The sequence below is a fragment of the Corallococcus sp. CA053C genome, assembly GCF_003611675.1.
Taxonomy (GTDB): domain Bacteria; phylum Myxococcota; class Myxococcia; order Myxococcales; family Myxococcaceae; genus Corallococcus.
On the sequence record NZ_RAWA01000112.1, the window covers coordinates 1 to 23,988 of the forward strand.

General features: G+C 70.4%; 24 protein-coding genes, 4 tRNA genes and 1 pseudogene. 22 read left to right on the forward strand and 7 right to left on the reverse strand.

Translation table 11 applies throughout. The annotated features are described in order from the left end of the window. Window positions 1-57: 57 nt before the first annotated feature. The gene (locus D7V97_RS16985) at window positions 58-855 is read right to left on the reverse strand and encodes a TatD family hydrolase (RefSeq protein ID WP_120611692.1); all 798 of its coding nucleotides are present in this window, start codon (window positions 853-855) and stop codon (window positions 58-60) included. A gap of 122 nt (window positions 856-977) precedes the next feature. On the opposite strand from D7V97_RS16985, the gene D7V97_RS16990 reads away from it, so the two are divergent. After that, window positions 978-2,447: a PD40 domain-containing protein gene (locus D7V97_RS16990; protein WP_120611713.1), complete on the forward strand. Its 1,470-nt coding sequence runs from the start codon at window positions 978-980 to the stop codon at window positions 2,445-2,447. Window positions 2,448-2,846: 399 nt separating this feature from the next. Here the strand turns inward: D7V97_RS16990 and D7V97_RS16995 are convergent, their stop codons facing one another. Continuing rightward, window positions 2,847-3,095 (reverse strand): hypothetical protein, encoded by a 249-nt coding sequence (locus D7V97_RS16995; protein WP_120611693.1) that lies wholly within the window; start codon window positions 3,093-3,095, stop codon window positions 2,847-2,849. A gap of 373 nt (window positions 3,096-3,468) precedes the next feature. Between D7V97_RS16995 and D7V97_RS17000 the strand changes: the two genes are divergently transcribed. Both D7V97_RS17000 and D7V97_RS17005 read left to right on the forward strand, forming a co-directional pair. Continuing rightward, the gene (locus tag D7V97_RS17000; protein ID WP_120611694.1) at window positions 3,469-4,449 is read left to right on the forward strand and encodes a hypothetical protein; all 981 of its coding nucleotides are present in this window, start codon (window positions 3,469-3,471) and stop codon (window positions 4,447-4,449) included. Between the two features lie 60 nt (window positions 4,450-4,509). Next, on the forward strand, window positions 4,510-6,165 hold the full coding sequence (locus D7V97_RS17005; RefSeq protein WP_120611695.1) for an ISL3 family transposase: 1,656 nt from the start codon (window positions 4,510-4,512) through the stop codon (window positions 6,163-6,165). A 62-nt stretch (window positions 6,166-6,227) separates the two neighbouring features. On the opposite strand, the gene D7V97_RS17010 is transcribed toward D7V97_RS17005, so the two are convergent. Then, window positions 6,228-6,827, reverse strand: a complete 600-nt coding sequence (locus D7V97_RS17010) for a nucleoside triphosphate pyrophosphatase (protein WP_120611696.1) — start codon at window positions 6,825-6,827, stop codon at window positions 6,228-6,230. A 104-nt stretch (window positions 6,828-6,931) separates the two neighbouring features. On the opposite strand from D7V97_RS17010, the gene D7V97_RS17015 reads away from it, so the two are divergent. Together D7V97_RS17015 and D7V97_RS17020 are read left to right on the forward strand one after the other, a co-directional pair. Then, window positions 6,932-8,188, forward strand: a complete 1,257-nt coding sequence (locus D7V97_RS17015) for a metallopeptidase family protein (RefSeq protein ID WP_120611697.1) — start codon at window positions 6,932-6,934, stop codon at window positions 8,186-8,188. 8 nt (window positions 8,189-8,196) lie between these two features. Beyond that, the gene (locus tag D7V97_RS17020; protein ID WP_120611698.1) at window positions 8,197-9,375 is read left to right on the forward strand and encodes a class I SAM-dependent rRNA methyltransferase; all 1,179 of its coding nucleotides are present in this window, start codon (window positions 8,197-8,199) and stop codon (window positions 9,373-9,375) included. Window positions 9,376-9,397: 22 nt separating this feature from the next. Here the strand turns inward: D7V97_RS17020 and D7V97_RS17025 are convergent, their stop codons facing one another. Both D7V97_RS17025 and D7V97_RS17030 read right to left on the reverse strand, forming a co-directional pair. After that, window positions 9,398-9,895 carry a caib/baif family protein gene (locus tag D7V97_RS17025; RefSeq protein WP_120611714.1) on the reverse strand — a complete coding sequence of 166 codons (498 nt, stop codon included), beginning with the start codon at window positions 9,893-9,895 and terminating at the stop codon, window positions 9,398-9,400. 26 nt (window positions 9,896-9,921) lie between these two features. Next, entirely contained in the window at window positions 9,922-10,482 is a 561-nt protein-coding gene (locus D7V97_RS17030) for a hypothetical protein (RefSeq protein WP_233582903.1), read from the reverse strand. 34 nt (window positions 10,483-10,516) lie between these two features. On the opposite strand from D7V97_RS17030, the gene D7V97_RS17035 reads away from it, so the two are divergent. The 4 genes from D7V97_RS17035 to D7V97_RS17050 all read left to right on the forward strand — a co-directional run bounded on the left by D7V97_RS17035 (window position 10,517) and on the right by D7V97_RS17050 (window position 15,175). Continuing rightward, window positions 10,517-12,583 carry an ATP-dependent helicase gene (locus D7V97_RS17035; protein WP_120611699.1) on the forward strand — a complete coding sequence of 689 codons (2,067 nt, stop codon included), beginning with the start codon at window positions 10,517-10,519 and terminating at the stop codon, window positions 12,581-12,583. A 179-nt stretch (window positions 12,584-12,762) separates the two neighbouring features. Continuing rightward, a complete protein-coding gene (rplM, locus tag D7V97_RS17040) occupies window positions 12,763-13,209 on the forward strand; it encodes a 50S ribosomal protein L13 (RefSeq protein WP_120611700.1) in 447 nt (148 codons plus the stop codon). 9 nt (window positions 13,210-13,218) lie between these two features. Next, complete coding sequence (rpsI, locus tag D7V97_RS17045) at window positions 13,219-13,620, forward strand: 30S ribosomal protein S9 (protein ID WP_120611701.1); 402 nt, start codon at window positions 13,219-13,221, stop codon at window positions 13,618-13,620. A 136-nt stretch (window positions 13,621-13,756) separates the two neighbouring features. Then, window positions 13,757-15,175: a type IV pilus twitching motility protein PilT gene (locus D7V97_RS17050; RefSeq protein ID WP_120611702.1), complete on the forward strand. Its 1,419-nt coding sequence runs from the start codon at window positions 13,757-13,759 to the stop codon at window positions 15,173-15,175. An 18-nt stretch (window positions 15,176-15,193) separates the two neighbouring features. Here D7V97_RS17050 and D7V97_RS17055 read toward each other — a convergent pair whose 3' ends face one another. Beyond that, window positions 15,194-15,931 carry a hypothetical protein gene (locus tag D7V97_RS17055; protein ID WP_120611703.1) on the reverse strand — a complete coding sequence of 246 codons (738 nt, stop codon included), beginning with the start codon at window positions 15,929-15,931 and terminating at the stop codon, window positions 15,194-15,196. A 35-nt stretch (window positions 15,932-15,966) separates the two neighbouring features. On the opposite strand from D7V97_RS17055, the gene D7V97_RS17060 reads away from it, so the two are divergent. The 13 genes from D7V97_RS17060 (at window position 15,967) to D7V97_RS17120 (ending at window position 23,518) form a co-directional block, all read left to right on the forward strand. Beyond that, the gene (locus D7V97_RS17060; protein ID WP_120611704.1) at window positions 15,967-16,473 is read left to right on the forward strand and encodes a regulatory protein RecX; all 507 of its coding nucleotides are present in this window, start codon (window positions 15,967-15,969) and stop codon (window positions 16,471-16,473) included. 12 nt (window positions 16,474-16,485) lie between these two features. Continuing rightward, window positions 16,486-17,256 carry an outer membrane protein assembly factor BamD gene (locus tag D7V97_RS17065; RefSeq protein WP_120611705.1) on the forward strand — a complete coding sequence of 257 codons (771 nt, stop codon included), beginning with the start codon at window positions 16,486-16,488 and terminating at the stop codon, window positions 17,254-17,256. Continuing rightward, window positions 17,253-17,957 carry a hypothetical protein gene (locus D7V97_RS17070; protein ID WP_120611706.1) on the forward strand — a complete coding sequence of 235 codons (705 nt, stop codon included), beginning with the start codon at window positions 17,253-17,255 and terminating at the stop codon, window positions 17,955-17,957. Before D7V97_RS17065 ends, D7V97_RS17070 begins: the two co-directional genes overlap by 4 nt. A gap of 38 nt (window positions 17,958-17,995) precedes the next feature. Continuing rightward, a complete protein-coding gene (locus tag D7V97_RS17075) occupies window positions 17,996-18,718 on the forward strand; it encodes a lipopolysaccharide assembly protein LapB (RefSeq protein ID WP_120611707.1) in 723 nt (240 codons plus the stop codon). 37 nt (window positions 18,719-18,755) lie between these two features. Further along, complete coding sequence (locus D7V97_RS17080; protein WP_120611708.1) at window positions 18,756-19,700, forward strand: FHA domain-containing protein; 945 nt, start codon at window positions 18,756-18,758, stop codon at window positions 19,698-19,700. A gap of 12 nt (window positions 19,701-19,712) precedes the next feature. Continuing rightward, entirely contained in the window at window positions 19,713-20,771 is a 1,059-nt protein-coding gene (selD, locus tag D7V97_RS17085; protein ID WP_120611709.1) for a selenide, water dikinase SelD, read from the forward strand. A 72-nt stretch (window positions 20,772-20,843) separates the two neighbouring features. Beyond that, window positions 20,844-21,653 (forward strand): N-acetylmuramoyl-L-alanine amidase, encoded by an 810-nt coding sequence (locus D7V97_RS17090; RefSeq protein ID WP_120611710.1) that lies wholly within the window; start codon window positions 20,844-20,846, stop codon window positions 21,651-21,653. A gap of 43 nt (window positions 21,654-21,696) precedes the next feature. Beyond that, window positions 21,697-22,401, forward strand: a complete 705-nt coding sequence (gene rph, locus D7V97_RS17095; protein WP_120611711.1) for a ribonuclease PH — start codon at window positions 21,697-21,699, stop codon at window positions 22,399-22,401. Beyond that, on the forward strand, window positions 22,398-22,991 hold the full coding sequence (gene rdgB / locus D7V97_RS17100; protein WP_120611712.1) for an RdgB/HAM1 family non-canonical purine NTP pyrophosphatase: 594 nt from the start codon (window positions 22,398-22,400) through the stop codon (window positions 22,989-22,991). Before rph ends, rdgB begins: the two co-directional genes overlap by 4 nt. Window positions 22,992-23,063: 72 nt before the next feature. After that, window positions 23,064-23,137: transfer RNA gene (locus D7V97_RS17105), tRNA-Pro, on the forward strand. A 42-nt stretch (window positions 23,138-23,179) separates the two neighbouring features. After that, a tRNA-Arg gene (locus tag D7V97_RS17110) sits at window positions 23,180-23,256 on the forward strand. Window positions 23,257-23,349: 93 nt separating this feature from the next. Beyond that, window positions 23,350-23,423, forward strand: a tRNA-His gene (locus D7V97_RS17115). A gap of 21 nt (window positions 23,424-23,444) precedes the next feature. Then, window positions 23,445-23,518, forward strand: a tRNA-Arg gene (locus D7V97_RS17120). Window positions 23,519-23,615: 97 nt separating this feature from the next. Here the strand turns inward: D7V97_RS17120 and D7V97_RS17125 are convergent. Then, window positions 23,616-23,988: pseudogene (locus D7V97_RS17125) on the reverse strand (phage recombination protein Bet); the annotation flags it as partial.

The window sequence follows — 23,988 nt, forward strand, 5'->3', positions numbered from 1 at the left end:
GCGGGGGAGGGGACGGGCTGCGGGTTCATGAAGGCTCCTCTATCACGCGACGCTCGCCTACCGCGAAGGGGGAGGGAAAGCTTCCCGGAACAGGCGGCGGGCGTTCTCGGTCGTCCGCTGGGCGAGCACGTCCACGGGCTCATCCAGGACGTGGGCCATGCCCGCGAGAATGTGGGGCAGGTAGCCCGGCTCGGAGCGCTGGCCCCGGAAGGGTGTGGGGGCCTGGTCCGGCGAGTCCGTCTCCGCCACCAGCCGCTCCGGCGGAATCACGCGCAGGGCGTCCAGCGGCTTGCGCGCCTTCGCCCAGGTGACGGGCCCGGCGAAGGAGAAGTGGCAGCCCTTCTGGATGTAGAAGCGCGCCAGCTCCGCGCCGCCGCTGTAGCTGTGCATGAGGATGCCGGCATCGGGCCAGGGCTCCGTCTTCAGCAGGTCGATGAGCGCGGGGTGCAGCCGGTGGCAGTGCATCAGCACCGGCAGCCCGTGCTTGCGCGCCAGGGCCAGGTGTCCGCGCAGCACGGCCACCTGCCGCTCCAGCGGGGCGCCGGTGACGGACGGCCCGTCCAGCCCGCATTCGCCCACCGCCACCGCGCCACCCTGCGCGAGCAGCGCGTCCAGGCGCTCCAGGTGCAGGCCGTCATCCTCCGCCGGCAGGTCCGGGAGGAACTGGGGATGGATGCCCAGCCCCACCTGGATGCGCGCGTCCCGACGGGGCAGCTCCAGCAGCGGCTCCCAGGTCTCCGGACCCACGGCGGGGATGAGGATGCCGTGCAGGCCCGCTTCCCAGGCGCGCGCGACGACGCTGTCTCGGTCCGGGTCGAAGCGCGAAGCGTCCAGATGGCAGTGCGTGTCGATCATTGAGCACCCTTCTTGCGACCCTCGTTCAATCACGGACAGCCCCACGGAGCGTGCCCTTCAAGGCGTCTCGTCACTCGCAAGGGGAAAGCTATGACGCCCGCCCTGACTTTGGAGGCATGAGCATGACCAGGCGAGTGGTGTGGGGCGCGCTTTTCGGCGCGCTGGCGATGATGGCGACCGGTTGCGGTGACGAGTGCGTCGACGATTTCGACTGCCGCGACAAGGGCACGCCCCCGGAAGGCCAGACGTTCATCTGCAACGCGGACAACACGTGTGAGCTGCACACCCTGACCCCGGCGACCGAGGAGGACGCGGGGACGGAGACGGACGCGGGCACGGAGGTCGACGCGGGCACCGACGCGGGCCCGACGGTCGACGCCGGCACCGACGCGGGCCCGACGGTCGACGCCGGCACCGACGCGGGCATGAACGTGGCCAAGGGTGGCGCGTGCACGGCGACCACGGACTGCATGGGCGGCCTGCACTGCGAGGCCGCGACCTGCCAGGCGCTCTACGTCGGCGTGACGGGGACGGGCTCGGATGGTGGCACGCACGCGCTCGTGGCCCGCTACGACACGGCGGGGATGACGGCGCTCGGTGCGGACGCCGGCAGCGCCTATCCGCGCTTCGGTCGGGATGGCTCGCAGGTGGCGTTCGTGCAAGGGGATGTCGTCGCCGCGACGGCCGAGCTCGTGGTGCGCCCCGTGCCGCTCACGGCCGCTGCGCCCACCGTGCTGACGTCGGGCACGGCCGCCTCGACGCCGCGCTTCCGCTACGTCGAATGGGAGCCCGGCAACGTGATTGCCTGGGTGCGCGGCTCGTCCGGCATCTCCACCATCGCGCCGACGGGCGGCACGGTCGCGACGGCCACCCAGAACGGTACGTTCCCGGACTTCGGGCCCAACGGCATGGACTACGCGTACAGCGCCGCGGGTTCGGGCGTCCTCGTGTCCACCGGTGGCGCCGCGCCGGCCCCGCTCGCGGGTTCGCCCACGTCCGCCGAGCAGCCGCACTACAACCGCGTCACCTCGCAGCTGCTGTTCCTGGCCAACCCGGAAGGCACGACGGTGAACTTCGGCGCGGAGGCCACCCCGGTCCTCAAGCTGTACTCGCTGCCCGTGACGGGCGGCGGCACCCCGCAGGCCCTGGCCCTCGCCACCAGCGAGCCCGTCAACGGCGGCTCGATTGATTCCTTCATCGCGAACCCGAACTGGGCGCCGGACGGCAGCTGGGTGGCGTACGTGCGCGCCTACTACCAGCTCGTCGGTGGGACCGCGGCCACGCTCTGCGGCAACGCCGCCGCGACCCTGTGCGGCACCCGCCCGGGCAACATCATCTTCGTCCAGCGCGTGAACCCCACCACGGGCGCGCCCGTGGGCACGGAGGTGTCCTTCGCGGAGAACAGCACGCTGCCGTCGTTCTCGCCGGACGGTCACTTCCTGGCCTACGTCCAGGGCGGTCAGCTCACCGTGCAGGAGCTCAACCCGACCACGGGCGCCAAGGTCGGCACCGCCATCGTGCACCCGAAGGACGTGTACACGGTGCTGACGAGCGAGGGCGACGACCACCGCCCGCGCTGGCAGCCCCGGTAGTCCCTTCTTCCGTCGCAGGCCCCGGCCCGCGTTCCCCGCTTCCAGGCGGAGGGCGCGGGCCGTTGTCCGTCCGGGTGCGAAGCCCGGAGGCCCGGGTGCGAAGCCGCGAACGCGGGTCAGGCGGGGTCGTGGTGAACCCTCACGCGCGAGTCCAGGAACTGCCTGGCCGGGTCCAGTTCCAGGATGCGCCGACACCGGGTCGAAGCCCTGGTCGGAAGCCGCCCGGAGGCACCGTGACGGGCCTGGGACGCGTTCAGCGATGGGGACGGAGAAGGCACTCCCACCGCGCTCGCGCAAGGCGGCACCGGGAGGAGCAAGGCTGACAGCCGTGTCGCGACAGTCATCCTCGCGCGCCCCGGTTCACAGGAGCACGGCCCGAGGAGGACCGGGACGGCCTCTTCAGCCCACGAGGACGATGCGGCGACCCAGCGCGCGGGCCATCTGCGGCGACGTCACCAGCTCCAGCACGCCGGTCATCTCCCCGCCGGCCGTGTCGAACGCCGCGGCGATGACCTCTCCCACGGTGAGCTGGGCCTTCTGGGCCACCACCCGAGCGCGCTTCGCCGTGCGCCGCAACGCGGGCATCACCCGCCGACCCTGCCGCCGCACCGTGCCACCCTTCGTCTTGCCTGCGGTCCGCTTCGCCATGGTTCCTCCCGCCACTTCCCACTGCGCGGAGACGTACACCTTGGGTCTGACACCATGCAGGCAGGGTGCCAGGGCTCAGCCTCCCCGCCAGGTCCTAGAATCCGTGGGTTTTCCTGTCGGATAGGGGGTTTCCACGGGGAGGAGGGCCCCACCTTTTTTCAGCCCTTCAGGGTCACTCCTCGTTCTGTCGAGTTTTTCGTTCAGCGAGCGCGGCGATTTCCACGGGACGTTCAACTGAGCGCACCCGGGAGGAGGGGCGGACGGGCTCCAAGGTGGGGGTCAAGTGTCACCCCTGGACCACGCCCCTGCGGCTGGCGGGCCACGGAGCATGGGAGGACGGGGGCGGAGGATTCGCGGTAAAGGGCGGACCGCCATGCGAGTCCAGGTCCTCTTCCACGACAACTGTTTCGACGGCGCGGCCAGCGCCGCGGTCTTCACCCGCTTCTACCGGGAGCGCGTGCGCGCGGACGCCACGTTCAGCTACCGGGGCCTGTCCCACAAGCCGGGCGCGGAGGGCATCGACCCGGCCGTCTTCACCGGGGACGAGAACGTCATCGTCGACTTCCGCTACAGCCAGGACGCGCGGCTCACCTGGTGGTTCGACCACCACGCCTCCGCCTTCCAGCAGCCCGGGGACGAGCCCCACTTCCAGCGCGACACCAGCGGCCAGAAGTTCCACGACGCGCACCGCAAGAGCTGCACGCTGTACCTGGCGGACGTGGCGCGCGAGCGCTTCGGCTGGGACGCCTCGCCGCTGTCGGACCTGCTGCACTGGGCGGAGCTCATCGACGGGGCGCAGTTCCCCAGCCCCCAGATGGCGGTGGCGCTGGAGGAGCCCGCGCTGCGCATCATGACGGTGCTGGAGTCCACGAAGGACGACACCCTCATCCCGGAGGTCATCCGCCGGATGCAGTCCGAGTCGCTCGCGGACATCGCCGCCTCGCCCCTCATCGCCGCCCCGCTGGAGCCGCTGCTCTTCCGGCACCAGCGCAACATCGACCTCGTGCGCGAGAAGGCCCGCTACGAGAATGGCGTCGTCTTCTTCGACCTGGTGGACGAGGGCGTGGACAGCCTCAACAAGTTCATCGCCTACGCGCTCTACCCGGACGCGCGCTACACGCTCTGGGTGGGCCGGGGCGCGTCGCGGGCCAAGGTGTCCCTGGGCTCCAACCCGTGGAGGCCGGAGACGCGCAAGCACGACCTGGCCGCCATCGCCGGCCGCTACGGCGGGGGCGGGCACCCGGTGGTGTCCGCGGTGAGCTTCAAGGCGGATCAGTCCGACAAGGCCCGCGCCGCGTACCAGGAGATATTGGCGGAGCTGTCCACCGCGGGGGCTCTCCCGCACTTAATGTGATCCGCGAGCAAGGAGGCAGGCGGTGTCAGCATGAGGCTGTCGCGGCGAGTACTCCTGGGAATGAAAGAGTTGTACTCGACTCCCGGCTGTCGGGTGGAGCGCGTGACACGCAGCAGTTCAGCGGGAGCTGTCGTCGTGGTCTGCCCAGAGGGCAAAAGCGCGCGATGCCCTTCCTGCGAGGTGCAGAGCGACACGCTACACAGCACCTACGTCCGGCGCCCGGCCGACCTGCCTTCTACCGGGCGCGCTGTTCAGCTTCAGCTGCATGTGCGCCGCTTCTCTTGTCGAAATAGGAAGTGCGCTCGCCGCACCTTTGCAGAGCACCTGCCGCGTCTGCTCGCACCGCGTGCCCGGCGCACGCATCGGCTCGCCACGGCGCAGCGTGCGGTGGGCATGACGGCGGGAGCAGAAGCCGGAGCCAGGCTTCTCACGCCGCTCGCCATGCCGACGAGTGCCGACACGCTGCTCCGGTTGATGCACAGCGCCCCTCTGCCTCCGCCGACAAAGCCTCGGGTGCTCGGAGTGGATGACTGGGCCCTGCGCAAAGGCCGCACCTACGGCTCCATCCTCGTCGACTTGGAGGCACACCGCGTTGTCGACTTGTTGCCCGACCGCTCGGCATCGACTGTCGCTGCATGGCTGCGCAAGCACCGAGGCATCGAGCTCATCGCCAGGGACCGCTCCACCGAGTACGCACGCGCGGCGACTCTCGGTGCTCCCGACGCCCAACAGGTCGCCGACCGCTGGCACCTGCTCCTCAATGGACGGCAAATGGTGGAGCGCTGGCTGACGGGGGCTCACGCGCGTCTGCGGGCACTGCCCGAAGTGGCGAGCGCGGAGGACTCCCCCGTGCGTCGTCACGCCAGCTTCCCGCGCACGCGTGCTGAATCGCGCGCCGGGGAGCAAAGCAGGGCCTGCCGAGTTGCCGCATACGAGGCGGTGCGACGCCTGCACCTGGCCGGAGAGCCCCTGCTGAGAATCAGTCGCACCCTGGGGCTGGCGCGCGCAACGGTGCGCAAGTACGCCCGCGCAGAAACGTTTCCGGAGCGCGCGGTTCGAGTACCCGGTCCAAGTATCCTCGACCCCTATGTGGCGTATCTCGCACAGAGGCAATCCGCCGGCTGCGAGAATGCGCTCGCCCTCTGGCGTGAGATTCGCGCCAAGGGCTTTGGCGGCACCTCGCGGCAGGTCCATCGCTGGCTCCAGACGCGGCGTACGGCACCGGCGCCCTCGACGCCCCGCACATGTCGCGGCCACGACTCAATCCCGAACGACCCGCGCCCCATCGCACGCCTCCCCTCGCCCAAGCAACTGGCGTGGCTCTGCCTCCAGCCCCGCTCCGCGCTCACCCCCACCGAGCAAGCCGCGCTGACTCGCATCGAGCAGGATGAAGAGGCTGCACGCGTCGTTGCACTGACACGTCGCTTCGGTGACCTGGTGCGCGAGCGGGGTGTCACGCACGGTGCCGAGCCGATCACGTCCTGCGCCGCATTCGAGCAGTGGCTGGCCGAGGCACGTACGTGCGGCGTGCGCGCGGTGGAATCCTTCGCGCGGGGGCTTGAGCAAGACGGCGATGCCGTCCGGGCCGCGCTGACCACCCCCTGGAGCAACGCGCAGTCCGAAGGCCAAATCACGAAGCTCAAGCTCCTGAAGCGCCAGATGTATGGCCGCGCCAGCTTCGACCTGCTGCGCCGTCGCGCGCTGCTCGCCGCCTGAGCCTATGCATCACACAAAGTGCGGGAGAGCCACCGCGGGGTGACAGGCGCTCGAGCCGGGCTTCACGGGCGGGTGAAGAACGTGAACCCCGCCTGCCGCAAGAGCCGCACCACCGACAGCATGGGCAGTCCCTGCACGTTGGTGCGGTCGCCCTCCAGCTTCGCGAGCAGCGCCTGTCCCCGGCCCTCCACGCGGTAGCTGCCCGCGCAGCCCTCCCACTCGCCGGTGTCCAGGTAGCGCTCCAGCTCCTCGGGTGGGACGGGGAAGAACGTGAGGCGCGTGGTCTCCACGGCCTCCGTGAAGTGGCCTCCAGGGCCCACCAAGCACACGCCGGTGTGGATGGCGTGGGTGTGGCCTAGGAGCCGTTGGAGCTGCCCGCGCGCGGCGTCCCGGTCCTGGGGCTTGCCCAGCACGTCCTGGCCCACCTCCACGAGCTGATCCGCGCCCAGCACCCAGGCCTCGGGATGACGCTCGTGCACCGCGCGGGCCTTGCGCGCCGCGAGGCTCCGGACGGCTTCCTGGGCGGACAGGGAGGCGGCCACGTCTTCGTCCACGCCCGGGGCTTCGGTGCGGTAGGGCAGTCCCAGCCCGTCCATCAGGGCCCTCCGCGCGCTGGAAGTGGACGCCAGGATGAGGTCGCCGAGGTCGCCGGGGGTCTTCATGGGAAGGGCAGGGTAGTGCAGCCGGGGTGGGGAGGGGACCCTTCGAGCGGGCAGGCACGTCCCCGCTTCCGGTGGACGGGGCGGATGCCATAGCCTCCCGGCCCATGTCGCGGCGCGGTCTGCTCGCTGTCTGTCTCCTGCTCGCCTCCTGCAAACGCACGCCTCCGGCCGCCGCCGACGCGGGCACGGATGCGGGCGCGCAGGCCACCGTGAGCGCCGCCACGGGCCTGGATGCAGGCCTGGACGCGGGCTCCGGCGATGGGGGCCCCCTGGCCTCCGTGACGCCGCCGGAGGACGCCGTGGCGGAGGTGCACCCGCTGGCCGTGTGCGACGCCCGGGGCGAGGCCCCCCTGGACGCGGCCCGCCGCTACTACGACGAGGGCCACTTCGACTCAGCGCTCTCCTGCGCCGCGCAGGCCGCCGCGCTGGAGCCGGACCTCGCCGCTGCCCACGCCGAGCGCGGCGCGGCCCTGGCGTCGCTCGACCGCGAGGCCGAGGCGCAGCTCGCCTTCGCCCGGGCGCTGGCCATCGACCCCGGGGACCCGGACGCGCTGCTGGGCGCCGCGCACCTGTACGCGGTGCAGCTGTCCTCCACGCGCGAGCGGGACGAACTGGGCGCGCTCTACGCCGAGCGCGGCCTCTCCCAGCCCTCCACGCCCCCGGAGCTCGTCCCGGCCCTGGCGCTGGTGGCCGCGATGGCCTTCAACGACCTGGGGCAGGCGGACCAGGCGCTGGAGCGCGCCGCCATCGTCCTGGCCCGCGAGCCGGCCAACCCCGAGGCGAAGTACGAGAAGGCCCTGGCCCTCTTCGAGCTGTGCCGCTTCCGCGAGGCGAAGGCGGCCTTCGCGTCGCTCCTGACGGACAAGGATCGCGCCGCCCACGCCCACCAGCACCTGGGGCTGCTCCTGGAGCGCGAGGGGCGCTGGAAGCAGGCCGAGGAGCACTTCGAGCAGGCCCGCGCGCTGGAGCCCCAGGACTTCCCCCCGCCGCCCCTGCCGTCGCCGGAGGAGTTCAAGACCCAGGTGACGAGGGCGCTGGCGGACCTGCCGGAGGACATGCGCAAGGACCTGGCGGGCGTGCCAGTGGCCACCGAGGAGCTGCCCTCGGAGGACGACCTGCTCGCCAACCAGCCGCCCCTGTCGCCCACCATCCTGGGCCTGTTCCGGGGCCCCTCCTTGAGCGAGCCGTGCGACGGGACGGAGACGCCGTGCCGCTCCGTGGCCCTCTACCGGCGCAACCTGGCCCGGGCCGTCCGCACGCCCGAAGAGCTGCGCGAACAGATTCGCGTGACACTGCTGCATGAAATCGGGCATCTGCGAGGGGAGGACGACGAGGAACTGGCCGCACGCGGCCTGGAGTGAGCCCCCACATGCCTTCCCTTCCCACTGCCCGTGTCAGCCTGAAGGGCGCCAAGACGCTGCGTCGTGGCACCCCCTGGCTGTACCGCACGGAGCTGATGGAGCCCCCCGTCACCGACACGCCGGGCGCGGTGGTGGCGGTGGTGGACCCGCAGGGCAACCCCATCGGCCAGGCGCTCTACGCCCGCCGCTCCCCGCTCGCCCTGCGCCTGCTCACGCGCAAGAGCCCCGCCGAGGAGAAGGTGGATGACGCCTTCTTCCGCCGCCGCGTGGAGGCCGCGCTCGCCCGCCGGGCGGTGCTCCCCGGACGGGACGGCCTCCGGCTCGTGCACGGCGAGGCGGACCTGCTGCCCGGCTTCTTCGTGGACCGCTACGGCCCGGGCCTCACGATCCAGACGCTCTCCGAGGGCATGGACGCCCGCAAGGAGATGCTCGCGCGCGTGCTGGTGGAGAAGACGGGCGCCACCCACGTGGTGTGCCGCGACGACGCCTCTGGCCGCGACTTCGAGAGCCTGCCGCGCGAGGTGCGCCTGCTGCACGGCCAGGGCGACGCGCGCTTCAGCTACCACGAGGGCGACAACCGCTTCGAGGTCGACCTCATGGGCGACATGAAGACGGGCGCGTTCCTGGACCAGGTGGACAACCACCTGCGCGCGGGCGAGCTGGGCCGGGGCGAGGCGCTGGACTGCTTCAGCTACCACGGCGGCTTCGCGCTCGCGCTCGCGAAGCACTGCACGTCGGTGCTCGCGGTGGAGCAGGACGCGAAGGCCGCCGCGCGCGCGAAGTCCAACGCCGACGCCAACGGCCGCGCCAACGTGCAGGTGGAGAACGCCAACGCCTTCGACGTGCTGCGCCGCTTCGACCAGGAGGGCCGCCGCTTCGACACCATCGTCCTGGACCCGCCGGGGCTCGCCAAGCGCCGCGAGGGCCTGGCCACCGCGCTGCGCGCCTACCACGAGCTCAACCTGCGCGCCCTGCGCTGCCTCAAGCCGGACGGCCTGCTGGTGACGTGCTCGTGCTCGGGGAAGCTGGACCGCGAGGGCTTCGAGTCCATGGTGCTGGACGCGGCCGTGGACGCGAAGCGGCCGGTGCAGATCCTGGAGCGCCGCGGCGCCGGGCTGGACCACCCGGTGCTCGCGGGCCTGCTGGAGACGGAGTACCTCAAGGCCCTCTACGTGCGCGCCCTGTAACGGGGCGCGGGAGGAGGCCGCGCTACGGGATGCCCAGGTCCTTGCGCAGCCTCCCCACGACCTTGAAGTACTCGGTGCGGGGGAAGCCCACGTTGAGGATGTGGAAGTCCTTCTTGGACAGGCCCACGCAGCCGAAGCAGTAGTTGCAGTCCTGCAGGTTCTTGCTCAGCACCACGTACGCGCTGTTCGAGCAGTTCTCGCTCTGCACGCAGTAGGCGCACGCGTGGCAGTTCTTGCACTCCACGCAGTGCGAGCAGTTGGTGGACAGCTCGCAGCGCGTGCAGTGCGTGCACTGGTGGCAGCTGTCGCAGTCCTTGCAGAACATGCAGTTGGCGCAGCGCTGACAGCCCTCGCACGCGTAGGAGCCGGGGTTGCCGGGATCCACCGCGTAGCTCTTGGACAGCTTCTGGAACTGCTCCAGGAACTCGCGCTTGCCCAGGGAGGACACCCCCAGCCGCGCTGACTTCTCCTGCTCCAACAACTCCTGGGCCGTCTGGGGCCGGGACCCCTTCTCCTTCACCGCCACGGACGCTCCTTGAACTTGAATCACTGCAGCCGGGCGAGCCCGGCGAGATCGATGCCGCGTGCCACCCGTCGCACCTCCACGGTGCTGGGGAAACCGCGACTGGTGACGGCCACCACGAAACGGTCGCCCACCAGGAGGTTGGCTTCCGCCACGGCCTCGTCCGCGTCATAGCGCACGAAGCCCACGGCTTCCTTCCACTGGATGGGGGCCGTCGGGTCGCTCGCTGCACGGCCCCTGGCCTTCTGCGCCGCCTCCCGGATGGCCTGCCCCAGCTTGAGCCCCATCGTGGTGTCCACGATGCGCACCTTCACCTCACGGCCCTCGCCGCGCGTGTAGGTCCGCTCCGCTTCCGACACGGACACGTCCCCGTACTTGCCGGTGGAGCCCCCGGTGGAGCCCACCGTGAAACCCTCCAGCGTGTCGGGAAGGAAGGGCGCCAGGTCCTTGAAGTACACGCACGGTGCGGCGGTCGTCACCACATCGCGCGGGGTGGGAGATGTGGTGCGTGCGTCGTCAAGGCAGCCGCCGCCCACGCAGAGCGCGAGCGTCGCGGTGGCCAGCCGTAGGAAATAGTCGCGCACGAACGAATCAAAGGGTATCCCCGGCCTGCGCGCAATGGACCTTTCGAAGCTCAATCCTCCACAGCGTGAGGCGGTGCTGACGACCGAGGGTCCCCTGCTCGTGCTGGCGGGCGCCGGCAGCGGCAAGACGCGGGTCATCACCCACCGCATCGTCCACCTGCTCAACGAGCGGCCGGGCCACCTGCTGGCCCGCAACATCCTGGCTGTCACCTTCACCAACAAGGCCGCCACGGAGATGAAGGAGCGGCTGGTCCACATGGCCGGCCCGCGCGCCCAGGGCGTGCTGGTGTGCACCTTCCACGCGTTCGGCGCGGAGGTGCTGCGCGAGGACATCCACCGGTTGGGCTGGCCCAAGAAGTTCGCCATCGCGGACATGGGTGACCAGCTGGCCATCATCCGCCGCGCCATGCGCGAGAAGCGCATCGACGACCGCGCCTTCGACGCGCGCAAGGTCCTCACCCTCATCTCCAAGGCGAAGAACTCCGGGGAGGTGCCGCAGCCCAAGGGCGAGGGGCTGGGGGACGACTACGACCTCATCACCGCGATGGTGTTCGCGGACTACCAGCTCGCGCTCAAGGCGCAGGGCTCCGTCGACTTCGACGACCTGCTGGTGCTGCCCGCGCGCCTGTTGCGCGAACACCCGGACCTGCACCGCAAGTACACGCAGCGCTTCCGCTATCTCCTGGTGGACGAGTTCCAGGACACCAACCACGCCCAGTTGGACCTGCTCAAGCTGCTCGCGGGCGAGTCGCGCAACGTGTGCGCGGTGGGTGACGACGACCAGTGCATCTATTCGTGGCGGGGCGCGGAGGTGCGCAACATCCTCGACTTCGACCGGCACTTCCCGGGCGGCAAGGAGGTGCGGCTGGAGCAGAACTACCGCTCGTCGCAGCGCGTGCTGGACGCGGCCAACGCCGTCATCGCCAAGAACCCCGAGCGCAAGGACAAGCGCATGTGGACCGACCGGCGCGGCGGCGAGCTGGTCAAGGTGGTGGCGTGTCCCAACGACGAGGAGGAGGCCCGCTTCGTCGCGCATGAAATCCAGAAGCACATCGCCCAGGGCATCGCCGCGGACGACATCGCGGTGCTCTACCGCACCAACGGCCAGTCCCGCGCGGTGGAGGAGATGCTGCGGGAGAAGAACATCCCCTACGAAGTGGTGGGCGGCAGCGAGTTCTTCGACCGCAGCGAGGTGAAGGACGTCATCGCGTACTTCAAGGTGCTCGCGAACCGGCTGGATGAAATCTCCCTCATGCGCATCGTCAACGTGCCGGCGCGAGGCATTGGCGACGTGACGATGGAGCGGCTGCACGGGCACGCGCGCGCCCAGGGCGTGACGCTGTGGACCGCGATGCGCCGCGCGGACACCTACGAGGACCTGCCCGCGGGCGCGGGCGGCAAGGTGCTGGAGTTCGTGGAGATGGTGGAGCGCTACCGCGACGCCTTCTCCCAGGCCCCCCGGCTGTCGGAGGCGACGCAGAAGCTGCTGGAGGAGATCGGCTTCCGCGAGGCCACGCGCGCCAAGGCCGTCTCCGGCACCGCCGCGGACAAGAAGCTCAAGAGCGTGGACCATGTGCTCGCGTCGCTGGAGAAGTTCGAGAAGCGCGAGGGCCCCAAGGCCAGCCTCCTCACGTACCTGAACCGCCTCAGCCTGGACACGCGCCAGGAGGAGGAAGAGGTCCCCGGCCAGAACCGCCGCGTGACGCTCATGTCGCTGCACGCCTCCAAGGGCCTGGAGTACCGGCTCGTCTTCTTCATCGGCATGGAGGAGGACCTGATGCCCCACGGCGGCATGCAGGGCGAGGCGCAGAACCTCGAGGAGGAGCGCCGGCTCTGCTACGTGGGCATCACCCGCGCCAAGGAGCTGCTGTACCTCACGCGCTCCACCGTGCGCGTGAAGCGCGGCAAGGAGGTCCCCCGGACGCCGTCGCGCTTCCTGGAGGACCTGCCCCCGGACGCCTTCGAGAACGTCGACATGGACGCGCCGCGTCAGGGCCCTCCGGACGAGAAGGAGAAGAACTTCTTCGCCAACCTGAAGGAGCGCTTCAAGAAGCCTCCCCCCGGAGGACCGGGCCCGGGACCGGCTGGCCGGGTGCCCTAGGCGGCCGGATTTCCAGGCCCCATGCGCCCGACCTTGACTTGATCCCAGGGTCCCGCTAGGAGGTTCGGCCTTTCCGGGCTTCTGTCGGAGTTCAGGCGGAGGACCCGCGGTTGGTATCGCACGAGCACGCGTCCCCTGGCATGCACCTGGGTGTCGCGCCGAAGTTTGGAGTGCACGAAATGTCGCAGAAGACCTACAGCGCCAAGGCCGCGGACATCAAGCGCCAGTGGCACGTCATCGACGTGTCCGACAAGGTGCTTGGCCGCGCCGCCAGTCAGATTGCCACCCTCCTGAAGGGCAAGCACAAGCCGACCTACACCCCGTCCATCGACACGGGCGACCACGTCATCGTCATCAACGCCGACAAGGTGAAGGTGACGGGTACGAAGGAGACGGACAAGCTGTACTACCGTCACCCGTACGCGGGTTTCCCCGGCGCCCTGAAGATCACCAACCTGCAGAAGCTCCGCGCCCGGCACCCCGAGGACGTCATCCTCAATGCCGTCCGCCGCATGCTGCCGCGCAGCGCCCTGGGCCGTCAGATGATGACGAAGCTCAAGGTCTATGCTGGTGATACCCATCCGCACACCGCCCAGAAGCCGGTGGCGTACAAGGTCGAGGCGTAAGGAACAGCCATGGCGATCAATCCCGAACTCGGTTTCTACGCCACCGGCCGCCGCAAGGAGGCCACCGCTCGCGTGTGGCTGCGTCCTGGCAATGGCCTCGTGGTCATCAACGGCCGCGACATCAACGAGTACTTCGGCCGTGAAACGTCGAAGATGGTGCTCAACCAGCCGCTCGACATCCTGGAGCAGAAGGGCAAGCTCGACGTCACGGTCAACGTGCGCGGCGGCGGTCTCTCTGGCCAGGCCGGTGCCATCCGTCACGGCATCGCGCGCGCGCTGTGCGCCTTCAACCCGGAGTTCCGTCCGGCGCTGAAGAAGGCCGGCTTCCTCACCCGCGATGCCCGCGCGGTCGAGCGCAAGAAGTACGGCCAGCCCGGCGCCCGTCGTCGGTTCCAGTTCTCCAAGCGCTAGTCTGCTTGCCGGCTCGCTGGAGCCGCTCCTCGGCGGGGGTCCTCTCAAGGGACCTCCGCCGTTCTGCTTTGCGGGCCTGGGCGCAGGCGCGCCGTCGCGGGCCGCGCGGGCGTTCTGCTACCATCCGGGCCCTCCCATGGAACTCAACGAAATCCTGCAGATCGCCCTGCGCGGCGGTGCCTCCGACATCCACCTGAAGGCGGGCCTGCCGCCCATGTTCCGCGTGGACGGGTCGCTGGTGCCGCTCAAGGACGGCCGCCGCCTTCCTCCGGAAGAGGTGGCGCGCATGGCGTTCGGCATCATGAACGAGTTCCAGAAGGAGAAGTTCAAGGTCAGCAACGAGGTGGACCTGGCCTACGGGGTGCCGGGCCTGGGCCGCTTCCGCGTGAACGTCTTCCAGCAGCGCGGCACGGTGGGCGCGGTGCTGCGCGTCATCCCCTTCAAGGTCATGACGATGAAGGACCTGCTCCTGCCCACGGTGCTGGAGAAGGTGTGCGGCGAGGAGCGCGGGCTGGTGCTGGTGACGGGCACCACGGGCTCCGGCAAGTCCACGACGTTGGCGGCGATGATCGACTTCATCAACTCCAACGAGACCAACCACATCATGACCATCGAGGACCCCATCGAGTTCCTCATCCGCGACAAGCGCTCCATCGTGAACCAGCGCGAAGTGGGCGTGGACACGATGAGCTTCTCGCAGGCCCTCAAGAGCGCGCTGCGGCAGGACCCGGACGTCATCCTCGTGGGCGAAATGCGCGACCACGAAACGATTGAGACGGCGCTCCACGCGGCGGAGACGGGCCACCTCGTGATGTCCACGCTGCACACGCTGGACGCCACGGAGACCATCAACCGCATCGTGTCCGCGTTCCCCCCGCACCAGCAGAAGCAGGTGCGCCTGCAGCTCTCCAGCGTGCTGCGCGGCGTGGTGAGCCAGCGGCTCGTGCCGCGCGCGGACGGCAAGGGCCGCGTGGCCGCGGTGGAGGTGCTTCGCGTCACCGCGCGCGTGCGCGAGCTGATTGAAGACAAGGACCGCACGAAGGAGATCCACGACGCCATCTCGCAGGGCACGGACTCCTACGGGATGCAGACCTTCGACCAGTCGCTGATGAGCCTTGTGCGCAACGGGCTCGTCACCTACGAGGAGGCCCACCGCCAGGCCAGCAACCCGGACGACTTCGCGCTGCGCTTCTCCGGCATCAGCGGCACGTCCGACTCGAAGTGGGACAACTTCGACGCCAAGGCCGGCGACGAGCGTCCCGTCCCGGGCTCGGCTTCCTTCGCGCAGAAGGGCGCGCCCGCTCCGGCGGCCCCCGCGGCGCCGCCCGCGCCCGCCCAGGCTCCGCGCTCCGGTGCGCCCGTGGCTGCCCGGCCGGCGGCGCCTCCGCCCGGTGTCGCGGCGCAGGCTCCTCGCCCGGCAGCGCCCGCTCCCGGCGTCGTCCAGGGCCGGCCCATGGCTCCTCCCCAGGCGGCCCGTCCGCCCACGCCCGCTCCGGTGCCCGCGCCCGCTCCGGCGGCCGGGGGCGACGACGACTTCCAGATCGAGCGCTTCTGACGTTCCCGACGGCGCCGCTCAGGCGTCGTCATCACCCAGCTGCGCGCGCAGCCGGGTGAGGCGCAGCGGGCCCACCAGGCCCTGGTGGGCCAGGGTCTGCAGGAGGGACACGGTGGCGCGCACGCGCGCGTCCTGCACCTCGTCGGACTCCTGGACGACCTCGTTGTCGAGCAGCGTCTCCAGGTGCTCCGGGTTGATGGACGTGGGCCCCTCCGACCAGGCGATTTCGAAGAGGGCGCGGGCCATGTGCTCGCGCGCCTTGCGGTCCGGTTCGGACGGCGCGCCCTTGATGAACGCGAGGAACAGCGCGTCCACGGTCTCCTTGGACAGCGCGGCCAGGGCGGGCACCTCGCCCAGGGACTCCTTCACGTAGTCGGCGTCGAAGGCGTCCACGTCCTGCTCGTACCCGAAGGCCTCCTCCAGGAGGATGGACGCGATGAAGGCGTCCGACTCCTCGTCGCTCGCGCCCTCTTCCTTGAGGGCCTCGCGCGCCTTCTGGCTGGCGGTGGCGAGCGCCGGGTCCTCAGAGAGTGCGCGGGCGGAGGCGTGCGCGGCCAGCAGCACCAGCGAGGCCTGGGCGTCGGAGGACAGCGCGCGGCCGCTCACGCCCTGCAGCATCGCGCGCTGCTTGGGGTTCGCGTCGGCGGCTGCCACGAAGTGCTGCTCCTCCGGAGTGAGCGGTTCACCCGCCTTCTCCTTGCGAAGCGTCTCCTTGGCGGCATCGGCGGTGAGGAAGCGGGCAAGAACGGGGTGCATGGCGGGGCCTGTTACCACATGGTAGGGACTCCGCGATGGTTGAGGAGCCCGAAGGCCCGGAGGCTGTCCAGCGCGCTACCGACGCCTGCTTGCGCCTGCTCGCGGTGCGCGCCCGCAGCCGCCATGAACTGACGCTCGCCCTGGAGCGCAAGGGCTACGTCAGCCCCGTGCGCGAAGCGGTGCTCGCCCGGCTCGAACAGTGGGGCTACCTGGACGACGCGAAGTTCGCCCGTGAACGGGCCGCGTCCCTCCTGGGCAAGGGGAAGCTGGGGCCCCGCGCCGTGCTCCAGCGGCTCCAGGCGCACGGGCTGGAGGGCGCGGTGGCCCGACAGGCCCTGGCCTCCGCGAAGGACGCGGTGGGCTTCGACGCGCTGGCCGCCGCCCGCCAGGTGCTGGAGCGCCGACGCCTGGCCGGCCGCCCGCTGGACGCGAAGGAGCAGGCCCGCGCGGGACGGCTCCTGCTCAGCCGGGGTTTCGCGCCCGACGTCGTGACCCAACTGGTGGGTGAACCTTCGCTGGACCCCTCCGGGCAGGACGAATAGTTTGGGGGCGTGATGCGCTCTGTCGTCCTCTGTCTGTCCTTCCTGCTCCTCTCCGGCTGCGCGGCCCTGACCCAGGGTCCCGCGGGCGAGCCCAACTACGCCAGCCAGGCCGCCGAGAACCTGGCGCTGGGCGACGCCGCGCTGGAGGACAAGGACTTCCTCAAGGCGGAGAAGTACTTCGACCACGTCCGCACCCGGTACCCGTACCTGGAGGCGGCCCGCGAGGCGGAGCTGAAGCTGGCGGACCTGGACTTCGCCCGCGAGGCGTACCCGGAGGCGCGCGAGAAGTTCGACTCCTTCATCAAGCTGCACCCCACGCACCCCAAGGTGGACTACGCCGCGTACCGGCTGGCCCTGTCCTACGTGGAGGAGTTCCCGTCGGAGTTCTTCGCCCTGCCGCCTTCGTACGAGAAGGAGCAGAAGCCCATGTACGACGCGCTCCGGGCCATGAACCTGTTCCTGCGCCAGTACCCGGATTCGCAGTACGTGAAGGACGCGACGGAGAAGGCCAACGACGCCCGCCAGCGGCTGGCCCGCCACGAGCTGTACGTCGCGTCGTTCTACGCCAAGCGCGAGCGCTGGAAGGCCGTGGCCCAGCGCCTGGAGGGGCTGCTCAAGGACTACCCGGGCACCCCGCTGGAGGAGCAGGCCCTCTTCGACCTTCACGAGGCCTACGGGAAGCTCAACGACCCGCAGCGCGCCCAGGACACCCTGCGCCAGGTCATCAAGCGCCTGCCGGGCACGCCCGCCGCCGAGCGCGCCCAGAAGCTGCTGGGGTCGTGAGGCGCCTGGAGGACTGGGGCCGGTTGGGGGGCATCGGCATCGCCGCCCTCGCCCTGGCCTCCGCCCTCCTGTTCTTCGGCCCGCGCCTGCTGGGCGCCGCGGCCGGTCCGGAGGCGGAGATCATCACCGCCCTCAAGGAGGCCGAACAGGACGGCGTGTCGCTGCCCGTGCCCGGCGCTCCCGTGCCGCTCGTCTCCCGCAAGATCCAATACGCGCGCATCGCCGTGTCGGTGGCGCCGGACGGCCAGAGCGCGGAGGCCTACGCGACGCTGGACTTCGAGGGCGTGCTGGGAGCCACCGTCGTCAGCACCGCCGGGGTGGAGCGCGTGCCCTTCACGCACGCGTCCGGGAAGTGGAAGCCGGAGTCCTCGGTGGCGCCCCGGCTGGTGGCGGCGGTGGCCGCGCTGGAGGCCCGGCGGCGCGCCCTGGAGCAGGGGCTCCCCCAGGCGCTGTCACGGCTGGTGGGCGCAGGGGGCGACGGCGGCGCGGGGCAGGCGTGGGCGGAAGTGGCCCCCCTGGGACGGCGGCGCCTGACGGTGGCGGCGTGGTACGTGCGGCTGGAGCGGGACGAGGCGGTGGTGACCGAGCACTATCGGCTGGAGGGCGACCTGCCGTCGCGGCCGGTGGACACCCGGGGCGAGCGACCGCTTTTGCTCGTGCGTGAAGGCGATCAATTCTTGTTTTCGCCCGGGCTCATGTAGGCTACCCGAGGAGGACGGGGCCCGCGCGGGGCCGAGTCATGGAAGAAGCCCTCAAGCAGCTACTGACCCTCGGGCGCGGCTCCTTCGAGAAGAAGCAGTACGCCCAGGCCGAGCAGTACCTGACGAAGGTGGTCGAGCAGAACCCGACCTTCGCCGACGTCTACAACATGCTCGGCATCATCTACCACGACCAGGGCCAGTTCGCCCGGGCGCAGCGGGCCTTCGAGTCCGCGCTGCGACTCAACCCCGCGTACACGGAGGCCGCGCTCAACCTGGCGGTCATCTACAACGACATGGGGAAGTACGCGGAGGCGAAGGAGGTCTACCAGGCCGCCCTCTCCCGCCAGAAGGGCGCCCCCGGCGAGCTGGACCCGTACGTCATGAAGAAGGTGGCCAACATGTACGCCGACATCGGTGACGTGTTCGCCTCCAGCGGCGTGTGGGCCCGCGCGATTGAAGAGTACCGCCGCGCGCTGGCGCACTTCCCGGAGTTCGTGGACATCCGCCTCAAGCTGGGCAACGCGCTGAGGGATGCCGGGGACAACGTGGCCGCGCTCGCCGAGTACGAACAGGTGATCGCGCAGAATCCGTCGTACATTCCTGGACGGATCAATTACGGAATCGCACTCTATTCGGCGGGACGCCGTGACGAGGCGGTCAAGGTCTGGGAAGACGTGCTCGTGCGCAGCCCCGGCAACAAGAGTGCGCAGATGTACCTGAACCTGGTGAAGGACCCGGGGAAGGCGGAAGTGACGGGTTGATCACCATGGCAACTTCCATCATCGAGGTCGCGGCACCGTGAGCACTCCGAGCGGTACGGCGAAGTCCTACGCCCTCAAGTTCATCTCCGGGAAGTACCAGGGCGGTGAGTTCCCGCTGAAGTCCGACAAGCAGATCGTCGTGGGACGGTCGAGCGAGTTGGACATGGTGCTCGTGGAGGACATGGTCTCGCGCAAGCACGCGAAGATCTTGTTCTCCGACGGGAAGATCACCATCGAGGACCTGGGGTCCACCAACGGCACCTTCGTCAACGGCGAGAAGGTCAAGCAGGCCCGGCTGAAGGAGGGGGACCGCATCCTCATCGGCACCTCCATCCTCAAGCTCGTGCACCAGGGCGCGGAGAGCGCCGCCGTGGACGAGAGCGTGGTGAAGCAGAAGCTGGAGGAGGCCGCCGCCGCCCAGGCCGCGCGGACCACCAAGGCCAGCTCCATGACAGGGAAGATCGAAGAGATCCCCCTCCCGGACCTGCTCCAGCTCTTCCACACGTCGAAGAAGAACGGCGTGCTCGTGGTGAACAACGCCCACGAGGGCCGCATCTACCTGCGCCAGGGCCGCGTGTACTACGCGGTCATCGACGACAACCACAACCTGGGCCCGCAGAAGAGCTTCAACCGCATCGTCACCTGGGAAGAGGGTGACTTCGAGCTGCGCGCCGCGGACAGCCAGGAGTTCATGGTGGAGCTGGACTCGTCCACCGAGGCGCTCCTGATGGACGCGCTCCGGCAGCTGGACGAGTTCAAGCGCCTGCAGCCGCAGCTGCCCCAGATGGCCACGGCCCTGCGCATCGCGCAGCCGCTGACGGTGCCCCTCAAGGAGCTGACGCCGGAGATGCTGGACGTGCTGCAGCTCGTGCACAACCACGGCTCGCTGGGCGGGGTGCTGGACCACTCGGACGGCGACGACGTGCTCACGGCCGAATCCGTGGTGCAGCTCATGAAGCGCGACTACGTGCGCGCGGAGTAGGGCGGGGACACGATGGCGGCCAAGAAGCCGGTGAAGGCGAAGCGCCTCACCGAGATGAGCCACTGCGCGGGCTGCGCGGCGAAGCTCAAGGCAGGGGACCTGGCGCGGGTGCTGGGCGGGCTGAAGACGGCCGCGCCCCCGCAGGCCCTGGTGGGCTTCACCACCAGCGACGACGCGGCGGTGTACCAGCTGGCGCCGGGGCTCGCGGTGGTGGAGACGGTGGACTTCTTCCCGCCGATTGTTGACGACCCGTTCCAATTCGGCGCCATCGCCGCGGCCAACGCGCTGTCGGACATCTGGGCCATGGGCGCGAAGCCGCTGTTCGCGCTCAACCTCGTCTGCTTCCCGGACGAGCTGCCGCTCAAGGTGCTGCAGAAGATTCTGGCGGGCGGCCAGTCCAAGGCGGACGAGGCGGGCATCCCCATCCTGGGAGGCCACAGCATCCGCGACCCGGAGCCCAAGTACGGCATGGCCGTCACCGGCGTGGTGCACCCGAAGAAGGTGTTCACCAACGCGGGGGCGAAGCCCGGGGACGTGCTCATCCTCACGAAGCCCGTGGGCACCGGCATCGCCACCACCGCCATCAAGCGCGGCCTCGCGTCGAAGTCGCTCCAGAAGCGGGTGACGGCGCAGATGGCCACGCTCAACAAGGCGGCCGGCGAGGTGTTCGCATCCGGAGCCTTCAAGGTGAACGCGCTCACGGACGTGACGGGCTACGGCCTGCTGGGACACCTGCTGGAGATGATGACCGGCGCGAAGACGAAGGCCGTGCTCGACCTGGAGCGCATCCCGCTCATCGCGGAGGTGCCGGCCCTGGCCGAACAGGGCGTGGTGCCGGGTGGGACGAAGACGAACCTGGCCCATGTGAAGTCCAAGGTCCGCTTCCCGGAAGGGCTGCCGGAGCACATCCAGTGGCTGCTGGCGGATGCGCAGACCAACGGCGGCCTCCTGGCCAGCGTGCCCGCGCGCCACGCGGCCAAGGCGGTGCAGGCGCTGGAGAAGGCGGGCGTGGAAGCGGCCCTCCTCGGCGAGGTCCAGGCGGGCCGGCCGGGCATCGACGTGGTGGGCTGAGGCACTGGACGCTGGACGCAGGGGCCCGGATTTCGCCTCCGGGCCGGGGCTCCAGTAGCATCCGGGGTGCGAATGTCGCCGCGCCGCTCCCCCACGCTTCTCCTCCTCGCGCTCGTGTGCCTCGTGCCGGCCCTGTCCGGGGCGGGGGAGCGCGGCGCGCGCATCGTCATCGACCCGGGACATGGCGGGGCGAAGGAGGGCGCGAAGGGGCCCGGGGAACTCTGGGAGAAGGAGATCGCCCTCCAGATTGCGCAGCGCCTGCGCGAGAAGCTGGAGGCGGCGGGCAGCGAGGTGTTCCTCACCCGCGAGCTGGACACGGCGATGGCGCTGGCGGAGCGGGTGGCGTTCTCCAACACCCAACGGCCGGACCTCTTCCTCTCCATCCACGCCAACTCCATGCCCACGAAGCGGCTGCGCGAGCGCACCGAGGGCATCGAGACGTACTTCCTGTCCGCCAATGCCTCCGGCGAGGCGGCGCGCGCGGTGGCGGACCGGGAGAACGCGGAGGCGCCCACGGCCCGCTCGGGGCGCGGCCACTCCACGCTGTCCTTCATCCTGGATGACCTGGCGCGCACGGAGGCGCACTCGGACGCGTCCCGGCTGGCCTACGCCATCCACCCGCGCCTCGTGTCCCGGAGCGGGGCGGCGGACCGGGGCGTGCAGCAGGCGCCGTTCTTCGTCCTCACGGGCGTGGAGGCGCCGGCGGTGCTGATTGAGGTGGGCTTCATCTCCCACCCCCAGGAGGGCGCCCGGCTGGGGAAGGCCGCGTACCAGGAGGCGCTGGCGCAGGCCATCTCGGAGGGCGTGCAGGCCTTCCTCCGGGAGACGCGGCGCCGGGACATGACGCCGTCCGCGCCGGTGGCCGGATCCACCGCGCCCTGATAAAGCGCGGGGCTCACGTCCTCTCGCGTCAGGAGCTTTCCCCGTGCGTTCCTTCCAACGTGGTGCGCTGGACCTGCGGCCCGTCACCCTCACGCCCAACGTCAACCGCTACGCGGAGGGCTCCGTGCAGGTGGAGTTCGGCCACACGAAGGTGCTCGTCACCTGCTCGGTGGAGGACCGCGTCCCGCCGCACCTGATGGGCAAGGGCTCCGGCTGGGTGACGGCCGAGTACGGCATGCTCCCCCGCGCCACGCACACCCGCGGCGCGCGCGAGGCCGCCAAGGGCAAGCAGACCGGGCGCACCATGGAGATCCAGCGGCTCATCGGTCGCGCGCTGCGCGCCGCGGTGGACCTGCCGTCCCTGGGGGTCCGCACCTTCACGCTGGACTGCGACGTCATCCAGGCGGACGGCGGCACGCGCACCGCGTCCATCACCGGCGCGTACGTGGCGCTGGTGCTGGCGATGCGCTCGCTCAACAAGCCGGGGATGCTCACGAAGCTCACCCCGCTGGCCGCCGTGTCGGTGGGCGTGGTGAACGGCGAAGTGCGCGTGGACCTGGACTACGACGAGGACTCCACCGCGGACGTGGACCTGAACCTCGTGGCCACGGCTGACGGCCGCATCGTGGAGGTGCAGGGCACCGCCGAGCACAAGCTCTTCGACCGCAAGGCGATGGACGCGATGCTGGACGGAGGACTCGCCGCCATCCAGCAGCTCGCCGCCGCGCAGGCGAAGGTGCTGGGATGAAGCCCCGGCTGCTCTTCGCCACCGGCAACGCGGGCAAGCTGCGCGAGTTGCGCGTGCTCGTGGGGGACGCGGTGGAGGTGGTGTCCCTCAAGGACCTGCCCCCCGTGCCCGAACCGGAGGAGGACGGCGACACCTTCCAGGCGAACGCGGTGAAGAAGGCCCGCGCCTACTCAGAGGCCACCGGCCTGCCCGCGCTCGCGGACGACTCCGGGCTGTGCGTGGACGCGCTCGACGGCCGGCCGGGCGTGCTCTCCGCACGCTATGCGCCTGGGGACGACCGGGCCCGCTACGAGAAGCTGCTCGCGGAGCTGGCCGGCGTGCCGGACGCGAAGCGCACCGCGTCCTTCCGCTGCGCCCTGGCGCTGGTGACGGGCAGGGGCGACCCCGAGCCCCGGGTGGAGGTGGGCCGCTGCGAGGGCACCATCCTGCACGCGCCCAAGGGGACGAATGGCTTCGGTTACGACCCGGTGTTCCAGGTGGAGGGGGAGGGGGGCCGCTCCATGGCGGAGCTCGCGCCGGAGGAGAAGGCGCGGGTGTCGCACCGGGCCCGGGCCTTCCAGCTGATGCGGCGCCATCTGTTGGCGCTCTGACCGGGCAGACGGGCGGTCAGGAACTGCGATCTTGCACGTCCGTCCGCGTTGGGCGAAGAATGCGGCACTTCACGGGGCGTAGCGCAGCCTGGTAGCGCACCTGCCTTGGGCGCAGGGGGTCGGAGGTTCGAATCCTCTCGCCCCGATTTGAAGTGCCGTCGTTTCAAGCAGCGAGGGTTTCCCGGCAGGCTCCAGTAGCTCAGCTGGATAGAGCACCGACCTTCTAAGTCGGGGGTCGCAGGTTCGAGTCCTGCCTGGGGCGCCAACCTGCTGAAGGGTTGTTGATTTGGGCCTTGAACGGCTTCGGTTTCCACGGTAGGGAAGCCGCCGCTTTCAAGCCGTGACGTGTGGAGTGATGGCGGACATAGCTCAACTGGTTAGAGCGCCGGACTGTGACTCCGGAGGTTGCCGGTTCGATCCCGGTTGTCCGCCCTTCTTCTTTCGCTTCCCGCCGCGCCTATAGCTCAACTGGATAGAGCATCGGCCTTCGAAGCCGAGGGTTGGGGGTTCAAGTCCCTCTGGGCGCACTCCCTTTCCCAGGCTCTCCCGCCCCGAAAAGCGAAAACGCCCGCGCCCCCTACTTCCGGGACGCGGGCGTTCTTCATTTCAGCGAACGACGGCAGCTCAGGCCTCCGGGGTCGTCCCGGCGCTGTCCTTGCTCGTGGGCACCCGGCAGCGCAGCTCCGTCTCCGCCTCCAGTGCGGTGAGGTTCTCACGCATCGCCTTCGCCCAGCGGGCCCGGGGCTGCTCCATCAGCTTCTCGTGCGCCAGGTCGATGGTCTCGCTCAGCTCGTCGTCGGAGAGCTCGGAGGCCGTCTTCCCCTTGTGGGGACCGAACGCCACCACCACCGCGCTCGCCTTGGGACGCTCGGGCGTCGTCGCCGCGGGAGCCGTGGCCTTGGCCGTGACGACGGGCGCCAGGGGCACGTCGATGGCCAGCTGCTGCGCCTCCGCCTCCGCCGGACGGGCTTCCGGCGCCGCGGCGGGGGCCGGGGCC